Origin of the sequence: Exiguobacterium sp. SH4S7 (assembly GCF_004336795.1) — a bacterium.
Taxonomy (GTDB): domain Bacteria; phylum Bacillota; class Bacilli; order Exiguobacteriales; family Exiguobacteriaceae; genus Exiguobacterium; species Exiguobacterium aurantiacum_A.
The window spans coordinates 50,541-65,636 of sequence record NZ_SJUT01000007.1 but is presented as its reverse complement, the minus strand read 5'-3'; the positions used below and the strand labels follow the sequence as shown (position 1 = coordinate 65,636).

General features: G+C 51.9%; 17 protein-coding genes. 12 read left to right on the top strand and 5 right to left on the bottom strand.

The annotated features are described in order from the left end of the window. Positions 1 to 666, top strand: a complete 666-nt coding sequence (locus EVJ29_RS12765; protein ID WP_161567357.1) for a DUF3841 domain-containing protein — start codon at positions 1 to 3, stop codon at positions 664 to 666. Positions 667 to 685: 19 nt separating this feature from the next. Beyond that, the gene (locus EVJ29_RS12760) at positions 686 to 1,156 is read left to right on the top strand and encodes a hypothetical protein (protein ID WP_131505193.1); all 471 of its coding nucleotides are present in this window, start codon (positions 686 to 688) and stop codon (positions 1,154 to 1,156) included. 37 nt (positions 1,157 to 1,193) lie between these two features. Here the strand turns inward: EVJ29_RS12760 and EVJ29_RS12755 are convergent, their stop codons facing one another. Genes EVJ29_RS12755 through EVJ29_RS12745 form a run of 3 tightly spaced genes read right to left on the bottom strand, consistent with a single transcriptional unit; the run spans position 1,194 to position 1,933 of the window. After that, positions 1,194 to 1,472 carry a hypothetical protein gene (locus EVJ29_RS12755; protein ID WP_131466327.1) on the bottom strand — a complete coding sequence of 93 codons (279 nt, stop codon included), beginning with the start codon at positions 1,470 to 1,472 and terminating at the stop codon, positions 1,194 to 1,196. Between the two features lie 18 nt (positions 1,473 to 1,490). Further along, positions 1,491 to 1,706 carry a hypothetical protein gene (locus EVJ29_RS12750; RefSeq protein ID WP_131505191.1) on the bottom strand — a complete coding sequence of 72 codons (216 nt, stop codon included), beginning with the start codon at positions 1,704 to 1,706 and terminating at the stop codon, positions 1,491 to 1,493. Next, entirely contained in the window at positions 1,706 to 1,933 is a 228-nt protein-coding gene (locus tag EVJ29_RS12745) for a hypothetical protein (protein ID WP_131505190.1), read from the bottom strand. Before EVJ29_RS12745 ends, EVJ29_RS12750 begins: the two co-directional genes overlap by 1 nt. A gap of 133 nt (positions 1,934 to 2,066) precedes the next feature. On the opposite strand from EVJ29_RS12745, the gene EVJ29_RS12740 reads away from it, so the two are divergent. After that, the gene (locus tag EVJ29_RS12740; RefSeq protein WP_131505189.1) at positions 2,067 to 2,606 is read left to right on the top strand and encodes a DUF3841 domain-containing protein; all 540 of its coding nucleotides are present in this window, start codon (positions 2,067 to 2,069) and stop codon (positions 2,604 to 2,606) included. After that, positions 2,603 to 3,637 carry a flavin monoamine oxidase family protein gene (locus EVJ29_RS12735; RefSeq protein ID WP_131505188.1) on the top strand — a complete coding sequence of 345 codons (1,035 nt, stop codon included), beginning with the start codon at positions 2,603 to 2,605 and terminating at the stop codon, positions 3,635 to 3,637. Before EVJ29_RS12740 ends, EVJ29_RS12735 begins: the two co-directional genes overlap by 4 nt. Positions 3,638 to 3,678: 41 nt before the next feature. On the opposite strand, the gene EVJ29_RS12730 is transcribed toward EVJ29_RS12735, so the two are convergent. Both EVJ29_RS12730 and EVJ29_RS12725 read right to left on the bottom strand, forming a co-directional pair. Next, positions 3,679 to 4,110, bottom strand: coding sequence for a MarR family winged helix-turn-helix transcriptional regulator (locus tag EVJ29_RS12730; protein WP_236633541.1), 432 nt, complete (start codon positions 4,108 to 4,110; stop codon positions 3,679 to 3,681). 21 nt (positions 4,111 to 4,131) lie between these two features. Then, positions 4,132 to 5,337 carry an MFS transporter gene (locus EVJ29_RS12725; protein ID WP_131505186.1) on the bottom strand — a complete coding sequence of 402 codons (1,206 nt, stop codon included), beginning with the start codon at positions 5,335 to 5,337 and terminating at the stop codon, positions 4,132 to 4,134. Between the two features lie 150 nt (positions 5,338 to 5,487). Here EVJ29_RS12725 and EVJ29_RS12720 point away from each other — a divergent pair, with 150 nt between their 5' ends. From EVJ29_RS12720 to EVJ29_RS12685, 8 genes are all read left to right on the top strand, one after another. Then, positions 5,488 to 5,943 carry a hypothetical protein gene (locus EVJ29_RS12720; RefSeq protein WP_131466315.1) on the top strand — a complete coding sequence of 152 codons (456 nt, stop codon included), beginning with the start codon at positions 5,488 to 5,490 and terminating at the stop codon, positions 5,941 to 5,943. An 11-nt stretch (positions 5,944 to 5,954) separates the two neighbouring features. Further along, positions 5,955 to 6,416: a hypothetical protein gene (locus EVJ29_RS12715; protein ID WP_131466313.1), complete on the top strand. Its 462-nt coding sequence runs from the start codon at positions 5,955 to 5,957 to the stop codon at positions 6,414 to 6,416. A gap of 11 nt (positions 6,417 to 6,427) precedes the next feature. Next, positions 6,428 to 6,910 carry a hypothetical protein gene (locus EVJ29_RS12710; RefSeq protein ID WP_131466311.1) on the top strand — a complete coding sequence of 161 codons (483 nt, stop codon included), beginning with the start codon at positions 6,428 to 6,430 and terminating at the stop codon, positions 6,908 to 6,910. A 44-nt stretch (positions 6,911 to 6,954) separates the two neighbouring features. Next, positions 6,955 to 7,380 (top strand): hypothetical protein, encoded by a 426-nt coding sequence (locus EVJ29_RS12705; protein ID WP_131466309.1) that lies wholly within the window; start codon positions 6,955 to 6,957, stop codon positions 7,378 to 7,380. After that, positions 7,377 to 7,865 carry a hypothetical protein gene (locus EVJ29_RS12700; protein ID WP_131505185.1) on the top strand — a complete coding sequence of 163 codons (489 nt, stop codon included), beginning with the start codon at positions 7,377 to 7,379 and terminating at the stop codon, positions 7,863 to 7,865. Before EVJ29_RS12705 ends, EVJ29_RS12700 begins: the two co-directional genes overlap by 4 nt. Positions 7,866 to 8,148: 283 nt before the next feature. Beyond that, positions 8,149 to 10,302 carry a glycoside hydrolase family 3 N-terminal domain-containing protein gene (locus EVJ29_RS12695; protein ID WP_131505184.1) on the top strand — a complete coding sequence of 718 codons (2,154 nt, stop codon included), beginning with the start codon at positions 8,149 to 8,151 and terminating at the stop codon, positions 10,300 to 10,302. Continuing rightward, positions 10,299 to 13,517 carry a GH36-type glycosyl hydrolase domain-containing protein gene (locus EVJ29_RS12690; protein ID WP_131505183.1) on the top strand — a complete coding sequence of 1,073 codons (3,219 nt, stop codon included), beginning with the start codon at positions 10,299 to 10,301 and terminating at the stop codon, positions 13,515 to 13,517. The genes EVJ29_RS12695 and EVJ29_RS12690 overlap by 4 nt, the downstream gene beginning before the upstream one ends. A 35-nt stretch (positions 13,518 to 13,552) precedes the next feature. Then, positions 13,553 to 15,085, top strand: coding sequence for an alpha-glucosidase (locus EVJ29_RS12685; protein WP_131505182.1), 1,533 nt, complete (start codon positions 13,553 to 13,555; stop codon positions 15,083 to 15,085). The last annotated feature ends 11 nt before the right edge of the window (positions 15,086 to 15,096 follow it).

Here is a 15,096-nt window from a genome sequence, read left to right as displayed (position 1 = left end):
ATGAATATGGGCATCTATTATACGTATCAGCATGAAAACGCTTGGAAAGTAGCATTGGAGAGAGGATATCTACAAGGTGACCCTCAATTCGCCATGTTCAATGACGAAGGGTTCGAATTTTTCGAACCCGCTTACGACTGGATGGTTGAACAATATGAGCAACGAATTGGGATTTCGCTGAATGGAAACTATCCGGTCTGGTGTTTGGACGAGTTTCCTGACCTAAGCACTGACGGACATATCGGACAAGGAAACAAAGGTGTTGTGTTGACGGTTGAATTACCGGACGATCAAGTGTTGGCTTCGGAAATTTCATTTTGGGACTTCGTTCCGTATAACTCTACTTTTTGCGATACGGCCGAAGCATTTGACCACCGGGAAGACATTGACCCGGCATATACACGAAAGTCTTGGGAAAAAATCTTTGATCGAAAGTGGTGCGAAGAGATGGCGGTCAATCGGTCAATCGAGGCACCTGACTATCAATACGTGATTCATCGCATCGAGCTACATCAAGTCCGAGACGTCATGCCGTTCCAAAACTTGAATGACAGTTGGTTGGACCGGATCCGAGGATTTGGGTGGCGTCTCGGCTATCGACTTGGTTTGAAGAAGTCGATTCCATTCCATTGGCAAGGAAACTGTCATTTTAAAGAAATCAGTTGAAGAGAGGAAGACGAGATTCATGACCCAACGCGAACGGTTTGATCACTTATACGAAGCAGGGAAACGTTCCACTCGCCAAGCGTTCCTTCTTGGAGTGTTCATCGTCTTACTCGGCCTTATATTTTGGTTCACAGGCGAGCTTCGACTCGCTGAACTAATTTGGTTCGTCTTGTTCATTCCAGCCATTGGGTTCGTCAAAATATGGTCACGAACGAAGACGTTGCTCACGTTCAACGATGCTCCCGACTATCGGCGACTTGTCTGGTATGAATATTGTAGCGGGATGGCCGTGATTGTGATTTTTTGTATCTTGATTGTGACGTTGCTGTTACGTCCGGAACAAGCAAATATTTTAATTCTCGTTGTGGCGTTCAATCTATTTGCATGGATTGCCTCTTCTAAGATTGATCAAAGGCTTGCTAACATCGACCCGGAGCACGTCACACATAAAGTCTACGAACGAGGAAAAGTCGGTTTCTTTCCGAAATGAAATCAATCAAAAGGGAGTAGCGCGCGCTACTCCCTTTTTATGAAGTCGATCGACCAGTAATGCGGTCGACGAGTCGTTTCGCTTCAAGTAGTGACATGTCATGAGTCTCCCGTAAAAACTTTACGGCCGTGACGACCCCATGCGTATCAATTTTCTCTTTCACTATTGCAGCCAACGCATCGTCTAGTATGAGAGGATCGTTCTGAATTTGCTTTCGCCGCAGTGCACGTACGTCTTTTGCTTGCTCAGCAATTACATTGATTAAAAAGGCGTTTAGCAGGAGCGATGCGATTAAGAACATGGTGTTCAACTCCATGGAAACACTCCTTTCGCTTTAGTCAGGCATGATGGTGAAGCTATATGCGTTCGTCAGCGGGTTATGAATAATTAACTCGTAACTGAGTTGTTGTTCGTCCGCCTTGTCGACCAATAGATTGATTTCGGACATGTTGAATACGCGTTGACAGGCGATAGTAGAGACTAGTAATACACCGCCGATGATGGCTGTGATGACGAGACGTTTCGTCCAAATTGTGAATGATGTCGACATTAAGGACGCACCTCTATTTTTTCTTCGATTCGCTCGAGGCGCTCCACTAAGACGTCGAATTGTTGTTGCTGATGAGCTGCGGCTTGACGTTCTAGCTCGAGTCGCGTGTCAGCTCGTTTTTCATAACGACCGATAAATCGAACGATCAATACGATGCCGGTAATGATTAACGCGAGTGGGACAATTATTGCCAATAAACTAAATAGTAATGTGATTAAAACATTCATCCTCTTTCCTCCTTTACGTAATCCACACGACTAGTATACTTCCAAATTCATACAAACTCAAAGAGCTCGAGGGTGGATGGATTGACCTCACGTTCGTTATGCTATAGATAACAGACATTAAAGGAGTTCGATTATGGCAATTTACTATACATATCAACACGCAGCAGCTTGGGAAGCCGCAGAAAAACGAGGCTACTTGTTCGGCGACCCAGAATATGCCGTGTTTCAAGATGAAGAGTTGGCATTATATCGCCCTGCCTATGATTGGCTGGCCGGACAATACGAAAAACGGACGGGTCAGTCGCTCGCGGGAGCGTATCCCGTTTGGTTGAGTGATACGATTCCAGACGTCGGACGAGGAGGGTATCTTGAGCCGGGAGAGCCCGGTGTCGTCTTGACCGTCGATTTGCCGGATCTGAGTGTGCTCGCGATAGAGGCGGGCTATTGGAACTTTGCTGTGAATCGTTGGTTTTTGACGTTCGAGGACAGGGAGGCGACAAGTGAAGAAGAATTGCAGACGTCATGGGAGAAGATGTTCGACCAGGATTGGTGCGAGGCAGTAGTTGAGGAGTATCCCGAAACGAACACGAAATACTACTATCTCGTCAATCGAATCGAGGTCGGCCAAGTGCTTGACGTGACGACGTTTATCGAGGAAGGAGCAACATTATGAAAATCGCCATTATCGGAGCTGGTGTCAGCGGCCTTTACGCCGCCTCGCTCCTCATCGAAAAAGGCTATGACGTAACAGTATTTGAATCACGCGATCGCATCGGCGGGAGGGTGTTGAGCCAAAACGGCTTTGATCTCGGTCCGACATGGTATTGGCCGGATACCGAGAAGACGATCACGCAACTCGTCGATCGGCTCGGACTTCTTGCATTCTCACAACATGCGACCGGTGACTTGATGCTCGAGCGGCAAGTTGGCGTGATTGAGCGCCACACGTTGCCATCCGAACAGACCGTTCTATCGATGCGACTTGAAGGTGGTATGGCGACACTGACTACAGCGCTAGCTGCGAGACTTCCAGAAAGGACAATCGAACTCGAGACGACCGTCACGTCGATTCAACAGACAGAAGACGGGGTATCGGTCACGGTCGAAGCAGGATCGTCAAAAACGTTCCAACACGTCATGTTAGCCATCCCGCCACGGCTCGTCTCACGCATCTCGTTTCAACCAGAACTGTCTGAAGCGACGAAGGCGAAGCTGTCGGCTACACCAACGTGGATGGCCGGACAAGCAAAAGTGGTCGCCGTGTATGACCGACCGTTTTGGCGAGACGCCGGCTTATCGGGGCTCGGTATGAGTTGGTCCGGGGTGTTGCAGGAGATTCATGACGCGTCAGCGCCGGGAGGGTACGGGGCACTGTTCGGTTTCTTCCGGTTATCACCTTTTGAGCGGGCCACACTAGACCGGGACGAGCTCAATCGTCTCGTCGTCGAGCAACTCGTTCGACTGTTCGGGGAAGAGGCACGCGAGCCGCGTGACGTCTTGTACGTGGATTGGTCGAGTGACCGCGACACGGCAAGTTCGCAAGATGCTCAACCGTTGACCGACTTCCCTGTTTACGGACCGATTACGCTCGACACCGCTTGGGCAGGACGTCTCTCACTTGCTGGGACCGAGACGGATTCCATGTTCGGCGGTCATATCGAAGGGGCACTTCGTTCTGCAATCCGGGTCGTCGAGCAACTCTAATCAAAAATGCGTATCCTCCCAAGTCGGGACGATACGCATTTTTATTTGAACTTCTGAATCATCAACGCGAGCGCGCGATTGATCATCTTCATCTCGTCATCCTCGAGCACGGAGAACATCTCTTCGGCGAGCTGTTCTTCGATTTGGTCGACTTGTCTCGAGTAGTCATGGCCGATCGGACCGAGGCGGATGAAACTCTCTCGCAAGTTGTCCGGATTTTTCTCTTTTTGGACGAACTGGCGTTGTTCGAGCACCTTGAGTACTTGGCTGACCGCACTTTTTGAGATATTCATCTTCGTCGCGATCTCGGTCGTCGTCCATGTGTCTTTTCGTTTGAAGAGCAGCAACATCTGTTCTTGCTGGTAACTCAGTTCAAACTCGTTCAAGTCGGTAAAGTATTTGGTGAACAGCAAGTCGAGCTCGTCGACTTGACGATACATCTCGATGACTTGTTGTTTGCGTGTCTCTTTCAAAACCCGTTCTCCTTTCATTCCTTAACGTGTGTCACGGAACGTCTGGCTCCGCACATACAGGACGATACTAAACACTAGTCCGATTATACCAAACGTGATGAGGAGTGTTTGAATCGGAACGGACAACGCGACAAGGATTGATAGAACGGCGAACGCGATCGGCTCTAGGCCGGACGCGGCGAGCGCCATGATGCTCATGACGCGACCGATCTTATCTTGGTCGCTATGCTCTTGCATGAGCGTGACGGCCGGTAAATAGACGAGCATCAGCATGAAGCCGCTCATGGCCGCCGCGAAAGCGAGCATCGGGATGGACTCGGCTTGCGTGTAGAAGAGAAATGCGACAATCGTCAAAAACAAGGCGCGGAAAACGAAGCGGCCGCGGTGGACCGACCGTAACAATAAGACGAGGAAACTTGCAACGAACGTCCCGACAGCAAGCCCGCCTTCAATCAAACTCAAGTCAAACGCCGTGCCGCCGCGTTCACCGACGAGGATCGGGATGCTCATGATGAGCGGTCCCATGATGAACAAGTTGACGATCGCAATCGAGAACGTACCGCTTCGCAAAATCGGTGTCTTCGAGACGTAGCGGATTCCTTCTTTCAAATCAAAGACGACGTGCTTGAGCGACATCGTCTGTGCCGCTGGAATATGGTCTCGAATCAGCCGCGGCATCATCAAGAAAGCAGAGATGAAGATGAGCGCAGCCGCCGTACTAAAGCTAAGACCGAAGCCGCCCCACGTCAACAGAAGACCGGCTAAAAATGGACCGATCACGAACATGAGCTCGAGCGACCCTTGGAATAACGAGTTGGCGCGTTGAAGTTCATGTTTTTTGACGAGTGATGGGATGAGTGAAGACAGTGCCGGATACGACATGCCGTCCAATAGTCCGAACGCGATCGAGATAAGGATTAAGACGATCACGGAATAAGCGTCGGCCAAGTGCAACGCGACGACGACGAGCATCAAGACGCCTTGCCCGAGGTTCGTCAAAAATAAGAGACGACTCTTTTGATAGCGGTCGGCGAAGACGCCGCCGAACACCATCATGATCACGCGCGGCAACGAGACGGCCGTCATGATGATTCCGAGCAGGGCCGGTTGTTTCAACACATCGATTGTGAGCCACGACATACTCAAAAAGAAGATGGAAAAACCGAGCGTCAGCGTCATGCCGGACAGCCAAGTGAAAATGAAACGGGAATTGTGTAGCAAGTTCATAAGGAGACCTCATTTTTAAATAAAGTTAAGTTAACTAAACTATAAGACGAGATTTTAATCTGGTCAAGCAAATCGGACCGACGAGAAAAATGTAAAAATACGGAACTTTTTGAGACGGATGAACGTATAATTACAGAAGAGGTGAACGATATGAACAAACATGAACGTCTAAAGAAAATGATTAAAGGAAATCGAAAATGGCTTCTCGTCAGGCTCGGTTTTGCGATTCCGCTTGCTGTGCTTATCTTCTTATTTTTACAAACCGAGACACACGCCCTCTTGTACGGAAGTTTGATGATTGTGGCATTGCTAGCGTATGGATTGAATGCTATTCGCGAAAGTCGATTTATGAGCAGCTTTACCGAGCGGGTCCGGGCTAAACGAATCATTCACATCCAGTATGGATTTGATTATGTGATGATTGTTGCTATAGGATTCGTTTCCCCATTGCTCATGAAACTAGACGGAGTCAGCTGGATGCCGTTTCTTGTGCTCTCACTTGGAGCTGGAATCCTGTTAATTGTCGAGCGTCTGCTTGATGAGAAAGTAAAACTGATCGACCCCGAGCAACCGACGCGTCGCGACGTCAAACGGGAAAGTTTTTAAGGGGTGATTCGATGACAAAACAAGAGCGCATCAATGTCATCTATAAATCGAACGTTAAAATGGCATTGCTTCAAGGCCTCATCACGTTTCCGATGTCGTTTTTCATCGTCGGTTTGATTGAATCGGATTCATGGAACGGTTGGTACGTGACCGGTGTAGCCGTCTGTTTGTTGTTACTTGGGGGCTCTTTTTTAAAGGTGAGTCGGTTCGAGACCGGGTTGACCGAGCACGCTGGTGCAAAAAAAATCATTGCACGACGAAACGGATTCACCTTCGTCCTGTTTGTTCTCTCGATTTTGTCGATTGCACTGACAATTAAACTCGGTTGGATGTATGCGTGGATAGTGGTGCTGACAATCGGTGTGTTGTATGGAGGATACCGCTTGATTCGAAAACAAGACGAGCGATTGACGGACATCGACCCGGAGCATCCGAGGTTTCGGGAGATTCGACTCGATAATGTTAGGGACTAAGGGGGAGACTGATGGACCGGGAAACTCGATTCCAAGCGCTGTTACAAGTGGACAAAACGTATCGACGTTTTATGATTGGGAGCAGTGTACTCCTTTTCGTGGGTGCGCTCTACTTTATGATGCAGACGACTTACTCCAGCATGATCGCGGTTGTTGGCCTCGTGCCGACGCTGTTTTTCGAATGGAAAAAGACGGTTGTCTACCTGCAGTTTAATGAAGACTGGGCGTATCGTCGTCTCATCAAAGTGAATTTTTTCTCACTATGCTTTACTTTCTTTTTACTGTTCGGTCTTGTCGCCTCGTTTTTGACGGGCCACATGAACCGTGATGGATTCATGTGGGCAATGGTGATCGGGGCACCACCTTCCATCTTGTTGCCATTTTGGATTGATCGGAAACTGCTGCAACTTGACCCGGAACATGTTACTTCCAGTATGCTAGCGAAAGCAAACCGCGAGCAACTGAAGCGTCGTCTTGACGGAATCAATGATTAGAAAAGGACTGAAACGGTATGACGAAACAAGAACGAATAGACCGAATGGATACATATCGCAAGCAGTGGAAGAAACGACGGGAGACGTTATTCGCCCCGTTCCCTGCATTCTTATTTTTTTCTCTCCTCGCTGAAGAGATTTGGTGGTTATGGACAGGGTTGATGGCATTGTTAGCAGCCGGACTGATAGTATCTTTATGGAAGGAAGCCGATGTGTTTGCTCGTCTGTCCGATAAACTTGAGGCGCAACGGGCGACACGGAACGTCTACTGGATTCTCATCGGTTGGCTCGCCCTCACAGTCGGTAGTGTCGTCAGCTATAAACTCGTGGCCCCGTGGTGGGTATGGGTGCTCCTAGTGTGCTGCGCGGTCATGCTGACGCTATTTTATAACCGATCCAACAAATCCGTCAGTAAAGACCCTGAGCAACCGCTTCGTTCAGAATTAGCTACGGCGAGAGGTATCCTATGACTAGCCTGACGAGAAAAGAACGCATTAATCAGCTACTCGCACAAGACGATACCCATTGGTTTGTGCGGTGGTGGATTTGGATGGCCGGGCTCGTCGCCACGGTCGTCGTCGGCTATATGGCACCGACGTGGCTCCCGTTTGTCTTGGCCATCTCCTATTTCCCGTATTTATGTCTGGAGTGGCGTAAGACGAAGCTCTTGCTCACGTTCAACGAAAGTCGTCGCTACAAGCGATGGGTCTACATGGGCTTCGTGTTCGAATGGATCGGATTCGTCGCGATTTTGAGCCTGTTCGCTTTCTATCATGCAGGTGTTGTTTCGATTCAAGTTCTGCTGGCACTCATTGTCAGTTTGATTGTTTTCAGTATCCTCACCCCACGCTGGCTCGATCGATTCATCTTGATGTTCGATGACGACCATGTCACCGCGAAAGTGTTGAGCAAAGCAAAAGAACAACGGAATACCGAGCACAAAACGAGTCAATGACACATGTCATGGTTCGTTTTTTTTCATTAAGCAATCTCGAATTATGAATCAATAAGCTTCGTAAAGACGCTAGTTCACATAAGGATCCACTTTGTGAGAGTTGGAGACTGCCGAGAGCGCAGATACCAGAGCCATTGACCTAAAGATAAGATTTATCCATAAATTATATTTTTTATAGAAACGTTTCGATAAACCATTGCATCTCATTTTGTAAGCGCTTATACTTTTGATATACACAGGTGAAACGTTTCGATTTTCAAATTAGAGATAAAGGCGGGATGGAATGAGAGCGACACAATTAGTGCAGCAAATGACGGTAGCCGAAAAAGTGGGACAGCTTGTTCAGACACTGCCATCCATTTTTTCGGATGACGAGCAAGATGTGATTACCGGACCGATCGCGGAGCTGCTTAAGGAAGACGGCATCACCGACGAGAATCGGTGGAACATGGGATCGGTCATCGGGATCAGCAACGCGAAGCAAGCGCGAAAACTGCAGGAAAGTTATTTGCGACATAATCGACTTGGCATCCCGCTCCTGTTCATGGCAGACATCATCCACGGGCACCGGACGATTTTTCCGGTCCCGCTCGCGATGGCCTGTTCTTGGGATCTCGACGGACTTGAACAAATGGCACGCACTTCTTCTATCGAAGCGACGGCCTCCGGTCTACACGTCACATTCTCTCCGATGGCTGACTTGTCACGCGACCCACGTTGGGGACGTGTCATGGAATCGACCGGAGAAGACGTTTGGCTGAACGGGGAGATGGCGGCGGCGTTCGTCCGTGGTTATCAGACGAACGATTTGACGAAAGAAGACACGCTGGCAGCCTGCGTCAAACACTTCGCGGCCTATGGTGCACCGGAAGGCGGACGCGACTACAATACGGTCGATGTGTCCGACCGCGAACTGCGTGAGTACCATCTACCAGCCTACAAACGGGCCCTTGAAGCAGGGGCGAAGATGGTAATGACGAGTTTCAACGTCGTCCATGGTGTTCCGGCCACGGCGAGCGAATATCTCATGCGGGACATCCTCCGAAGCGAGTGGGGGTTTGAAGGCGTGCTGATCTCAGATTGGACGGCGATCAAAGAACTCATTCATCATGGCGTCGCCGAAACGTTGAAGGATGCGGGCGAACTCGCGCTACGAGCTGGCGTTGATATCGACATGATGTCGGGCGCATATTCGAACCATATCGAAGCGATGCTTGAAGCAGGGATCGATGTGGCATTACTCGACGAGGCGGTCTTGCGAGTTTTGACGCTGAAAGAAGAGTTAGGCTTGTTCGACAACCCTTACCGAGGGATCGATCAGACGAAAGAGACAGCGCTCCATCTGTCAGATGAGCACCGTGACCAGGCGCGGCTCCTGGCTGAAAAGAGTGCGGTCCTCTTGAAAAATGATGGTGTCCTCCCGTTACAAAAGCAACGTGTCGCGCTCATCGGACCGTTCGCCGACTCGAGCGACGTGCTCGGTCCATGGGCGGGCTACGGGAAAAAAGAAGAGGCCGTGACGTTGCGACAAGCGTTCGACCGGGCCGAACTTCCATATGTGTTTGCGGACGGGGCGACCGTCGAAGAAGAGATTGATTGGACGGAAGCATGCCGTATCGCCGAGCAAGCGGACGTGATCGTTCTAGCGCTCGGTGAAGCATCATGGATGAGTGGAGAAGCCGGCAGTCGGACGGACATTCGTCTTCCGAAGACACAACGCGAAGGGCTTAAACGCCTGAAGGCGCTCGGGAAGCCGGTCGTGACAATCTTATTCAACGGCCGTCCGCTCGATCTTCGCGACGTCGTCGAGCAGTCGGATGCAGTGCTTGAAGCCTGGTATCCGGGGACCGAGGCCGGTTCGGCACTCGTGAACTTGTTGTATGGGCAAGTCAGTCCGTCCGGGAAGTTGACGATGTCGTTTCCTTACAACATCGGACAAGTGCCGATTCGCTATGATGCGCTACGGACAGGGCGTCCGTCAGACATCGAACACGCCGACCCACGCTACACGAGCAAATATCTCGACGCACCGAACGAGCCGCTCTTCCCGTTCGGATATGGCATGACATACACGACGTTTAGTTACAACGACTTCATCGTCAAAGAAGTAACGGACGGCATCGTCGAGGCGACGGTCGTCATTCGGAACGACGGGGCGACGACGGCAGACGAGATCGTCCAATGGTATATCCAAGACAAAGTGGCCAAAGTCTCGCGGCCCGTCAAGCAATTGAAAGGGTACGACAAAGTGACGCTCGAAGCAGGTGAGTCCGTGACGGTAACGTTCACTGTTGAAGCAGACATGCTCCGCTATCTTCAGCCGAACGGTACGTTTGACGCCGACCCTGGAACGTTTACGCTCTTTGTGGGCCCGAACAGCCGTGACGTATTGGCAAAATCTTTTGAACTAAAAACAAAAACGAGGTGTACGACGTGAATGTATTAACCGAACAGACGACGCTGACAGCTGGAGACGTGAGCCTCTCGCTCACTCCGATGGGAGATATCCGTCAATTGAAAACCGGACCGATCATGGTCAACCAGTTGATCCACCATCCATTTGATGGCTCAATGGCAAACCTTTATGTCCGATATGAGGGAGAAGTTGCCCGTCCGTTGCTTGGGCTTCATTCACCTAGTGATTTCGTGGCCTCAGGCCAGGAAATCGTTTGGTCCGGGCGATACCCTGAGTTCGCTTATGAAGTACGGGGGACGCTCAGTGACAATGGCGTTCGCTTTGACGCGACATTCGAAGGGACAGGCCGATTCGACGTCACGTACGTCCAAGATCTCGGGCTCGCTGATGAAGGCGGTGTCCGCACGAACGAGGCGTACATGGCCCAGTATATCGACTATGTGAAGACGGATGCAGCGCTGATGGCACGCCAAAACCAAAAGCAGTCGACCGGGTTCCCGGCGATTCGGATGACGTCGTCCCGAGCCATCGCAGAATATGCGACGGACGGATTTGACGTGTATGGGACATCGTATAAATTGACTGGACGGGCCGCGGGGCTAGACGGGGCATTGCCTTCCCGCGTGTATCAATATGAGTTCGCCTTGCCGACGCTTCGGACCGAAACGTTGGACATGGGGACGGACCGAGAAATCGCGTTCGAATTGTCATTCGTTCAAGATCATCCAGAGGCGCTGACCGAGCAATCGATCGAGCGTTTCGTAACGGTCGAAGCGGGAGCGCCTGTCGAACAACCAGTACGTCCGCGTCCGCGTCTTCGCCAACCGTTCCAACCAATCAGCGGAGCCGGGCTCACGATGACCGAAGTCGAGCGCCTCTATCCGGTGCGCCGACTCGAGGAGACGGAAGACGGACAGCTCTTGTCCTTCTTCACAGAAGAGGGCGCGCACGTCGTGTTGGCGGCGAAAGAGCACCTCGTTGAGCGGAGTCACGGCAACATCTTATTGAACGCCGGCAGCCTGATGCCGGACGAGTCGAAGCTCGCGACGACCGTGTTCATGAACGGCGTCTTCAACTCGCACATCGTTTACGGCAACACAAACTTCAACAAGTGGACGACCAACGTCCGCAACCCGCTCAACGTCCCGAAAACTTCAGGGCAGCGCATCTATGTCGAGATGGACGGGGCATACCGTTTGTTGACGATGCCGAGTCTGTTCGAGATGCGGCTGAACGAGGCAGTGTGGCGCTACGAGCTAGACGGGGAGACGATCGTCGTCCGTACGTTCATCGCTTCGGATGCTCCGGTCATCAAGACGACCGTCGAATCGTCGCAACCGCGACGATTCGTCATGAGTAACCAGATCGCGATGAACACGCAAGAGTACGTCGCCCCGTTCCACATGGAGCAGACGGACAACCGGCTCGTATTCAAGGCGGACGAGGCGGCAGACAGCGCCGCGACACGACCTGATCTGACGTACGCGATCGAGAGCAATCAGCCGTTCCAACTCCTCAAAACGTCGGATTGGTTCGATCAACCGTTCGAGGATGATCTCGTCTGGATGGCTTACGAGCCGAGTGAGCGTGTGACGATGCATCTTGGTCTGGCGACGCATACTCCGTTCGAGCTAGATGAAAAGCAGGAGCTACACGCTTACCGTACATGGATGGACAGCTATATGAACGGGCTCACACTTGAAGGTGAGACGGCGGACATCGAGGCGTTGAATATTCAGGCGCTATGGTACGTCCAAAACATGCGGGTGCACTATCAGTCGCCGCACGGTCTTGAGCAATATGGTGGAGCCGCCTGGGGGACGCGGGACGTGTCGCAAGGACCGATGGAGTTCTTGCTTTCGACCGGTCACTTTGACGAGGCGCGTAAACTTCTCCTCGTGATTTTCAGCCATCAATTCAAAGATGGGGACTGGCCGCAATGGTTCATGTTCGATGAATATGCGGGCATCCAACAAGAAGATAGCCATGGTGACGTCATCGTCTGGCCTCTCAAGGCGCTCTCGGACTATTTGAGCCGGACCGAGGACGTGACGTGCCTCGATGAAACGATTCCGTTCCGCGACCGGGACGGTAAAGCGGAGGCGAACGCTACACTTTATGCACACGTCGAACGCGCTCTCGGATTCATTGAAGAGCATTTCGTCGACGGCTCGGTCTTCTCCGCCTATGGCGGGGGAGATTGGGACGATACGCTGCAACCGGCCGATGAGGACTTGAAACGTCACTTGATCAGTTCATGGACGGTCACCTTGACGTACCAAGCGTTCCGTCAGTTGCATGAACAGTTGCCAACGTCTGCTTTGGCAGAACGTCTAGGCGAGTTGAGCCAAATCATCCGCAAACAGTTCACTGAGGAGATGATCCGTGACGGTGTGATCGCAGGGTTCTTGAAAGAAGTCGATGGACGGTTCGAGGCAATGCTCCACCCGTCCGATGAAACGCTGCCGATGCGCTACCGCTTGTTGCCGATGACGCGCAGTGTCATCGCGGAACTTGTCGATCAAGACCAGATGACACGTAACTTTGATTTGATCGCCACGCATTTGACGTTCCCGGACGGGGTTCGTCTCATGAACCGGCCAGCTGAATACCGCGGCGGCGTCAGCCGTCACTTTATGCGGGCCGAGCAGGCGGCAAACTTCGGTCGGGAGATCGGACTGCAATACGTGCACGCCCATATCCGTTACATCGAGGCGCTCGCGAAAGCAGGACATCGTGAGAAGATTCGCCCGGCCTTCAACATGATCAACCCGGTCCGGATGGACGAAGTGAAAAATGCCGCACCACGGCAACGGAACGCCTACTTCAGCAGCTCGGACGGGGACTTCGCTGACCGCTACGCAGCGGAGTCGCAATTCGACCGCTTGAAAGATGGGACAGTACCCGTGAAAGCGGGATGGCGCATCTATTCGAGTGGACCGGGAATCTGGTTCAACCAGCTCGTCTCGAACTACCTCGGGATTCGTCTCGGGACAAACCATGTCGAGCTCGATCCGATCGTGGATGCCGATATGCATGTCCAGCTCCGCCTCTTCGGTGCGGATACGACGATCCAGTTCCGTAAGGGTGACCCGAGCGTGACATTGAACGGTCAGAAATTGACCGGTCACGCTCTGTCGAACCCTTACCGAGAGGCAGGACAACGCATCGGAAAAGATGAATTTTTACGCTACGCCAAGGAAAAGAATGAGTTAGTGATTACGGTGAAAGGGTGACGAATTCGTCACCCTTTTCTTAATAGGAGGAGCATATGGACGCAAAACAAATGAACACGGTTTATCAAGTGTATCCGAAGAGCTTTCAAGACAGCGACGGTGACGGGGTCGGTGATTTACAAGGAGTGGTCAGTCGCCTTGATTATTTAAGCTGGCTTGGGGTCGGCATGGTGTGGCTGAATCCGGTATACGTCTCGCCCGGTTACGATAACGGTTATGACGTCGCGAACTATGCGCGGATTGACCCGATGTTTGGGTCGATGGAAGATATGGACGAGTTGATCCGAAAAGCGAAAGATAGAGGGATCGGCATCATGATGGACATCGTCGCCAACCACACGTCGCATCAGCATGATTGGTTCCTCCAGTCCGAGCGTGACCCGGAAGGAGCATACGGCGACTTCTACATTTGGCGCGATACGCCGAACGAATGGAGCTCGTTCTTCGGGGGCGGGACGTGGACGTATTCACCGGTCCGGGGCCAGTACTATTTCCATGCGTTCGCCCCGGAGCAACCGGATTTGAATTGGGGGAATGAGCAAGTACGGACGGAGATGGCGGGCGTCTTGGCGTTTTGGGCCGAGCGCGGGGTGACTGGTTTTCGTTTTGACGTCATCGATTTGATCGGGAAAGATGTCGACCGCAAACGATGGCTCGACTTTCCGTTGATGCGCCGCTACTTAAAAGATTTAGTGGCGCAAGTCGACACCTCTTCTTTGCTTCTTGTCGGTGAAGCGGGCGGATTGACCCCGGACGAAATTCTAGCTTTGCAACGGGACGGTTCGCTAGACATCGTCTTTAACTTTGAAGTCTGTGCCCTCGACGAACAAGCGGGGCAGGGTAAATGGAAGCTCGCCCCGTTCGAGCCGTCGCGGCTGAAAGCCACGCTCGACACGTGGCAACGGGCGTTCGCGGTCGAGGGACGCAATAGCCTGTTTTGGAACAACCACGATCAACCTCGTGCCATTTCAAGATGGTATGACGGTGACGAGCGGGCGGCGAAAATGCTCGCGGTCCTCTTATACGGGTTGAAAGGGATCCCGTTCCTCTACCAAGGGGAAGAAGTCGGCATGACGAACGGTATGATCGCGCCAGAGGATTATCAGGATATCGAGACGGTGAATTACTTACGGACGGGCGGGACGCTTGATGCCGTCCGAATGAAAGGACGTGATCACGCCCGGCTTCCGATGGCATGGGGCGAAGGAGCGGACACGTTCAGCACGGGAACACCGTGGCTTCGGTCGCTTCACCACGACGAAGGTAGGGACGTCTCGACGATGCGCTTGGATGAAACGAGTCTGCTTCACTTGTACCGAGAACTGATTGCACTGCGTCGGACGAATCGAGTGCTACGTGACGGGGCGTATGAACTCGTTCCGACCGAAGATCATCTGTACGTCTATCGCCGCTTCCTCGCGGAGGAGACACCACTCCTTGTCGTCGTGAATCTGTCTCCGGACACGGTACCGATACCGGTTGAATGCGGGGACCGATTGATTGCCACAGAGCAGGTCGAGTCACCAATGCTACGGCCGTATGAAGCGTTCATATGTTATAATTTTTGACAGAAGGAAGT

Coding starts and splice junctions, on each gene's coding strand:
- EVJ29_RS12765 (WP_161567357.1), top strand. CDS start 1: ATGAATATGGGCATCTATTATACGTATCAGCATGAAAACGCTTGGAAA.
- EVJ29_RS12760 (WP_131505193.1), top strand. CDS start 686: ATGACCCAACGCGAACGGTTTGATCACTTATACGAAGCAGGGAAACGT.
- EVJ29_RS12755 (WP_131466327.1), bottom strand. CDS start 1,472: ATGGAGTTGAACACCATGTTCTTAATCGCATCGCTCCTGCTAAACGCC.
- EVJ29_RS12750 (WP_131505191.1), bottom strand. CDS start 1,706: ATGTCGACATCATTCACAATTTGGACGAAACGTCTCGTCATCACAGCC.
- EVJ29_RS12745 (WP_131505190.1), bottom strand. CDS start 1,933: ATGAATGTTTTAATCACATTACTATTTAGTTTATTGGCAATAATTGTC.
- EVJ29_RS12740 (WP_131505189.1), top strand. CDS start 2,067: ATGGCAATTTACTATACATATCAACACGCAGCAGCTTGGGAAGCCGCA.
- EVJ29_RS12735 (WP_131505188.1), top strand. CDS start 2,603: ATGAAAATCGCCATTATCGGAGCTGGTGTCAGCGGCCTTTACGCCGCC.
- EVJ29_RS12725 (WP_131505186.1), bottom strand. CDS start 5,337: ATGAACTTGCTACACAATTCCCGTTTCATTTTCACTTGGCTGTCCGGC.
- EVJ29_RS12720 (WP_131466315.1), top strand. CDS start 5,488: ATGAACAAACATGAACGTCTAAAGAAAATGATTAAAGGAAATCGAAAA.
- EVJ29_RS12715 (WP_131466313.1), top strand. CDS start 5,955: ATGACAAAACAAGAGCGCATCAATGTCATCTATAAATCGAACGTTAAA.
- EVJ29_RS12710 (WP_131466311.1), top strand. CDS start 6,428: ATGGACCGGGAAACTCGATTCCAAGCGCTGTTACAAGTGGACAAAACG.
- EVJ29_RS12705 (WP_131466309.1), top strand. CDS start 6,955: ATGGATACATATCGCAAGCAGTGGAAGAAACGACGGGAGACGTTATTC.
- EVJ29_RS12700 (WP_131505185.1), top strand. CDS start 7,377: ATGACTAGCCTGACGAGAAAAGAACGCATTAATCAGCTACTCGCACAA.
- EVJ29_RS12695 (WP_131505184.1), top strand. CDS start 8,149: ATGAGAGCGACACAATTAGTGCAGCAAATGACGGTAGCCGAAAAAGTG.
- EVJ29_RS12685 (WP_131505182.1), top strand. CDS start 13,553: ATGGACGCAAAACAAATGAACACGGTTTATCAAGTGTATCCGAAGAGC.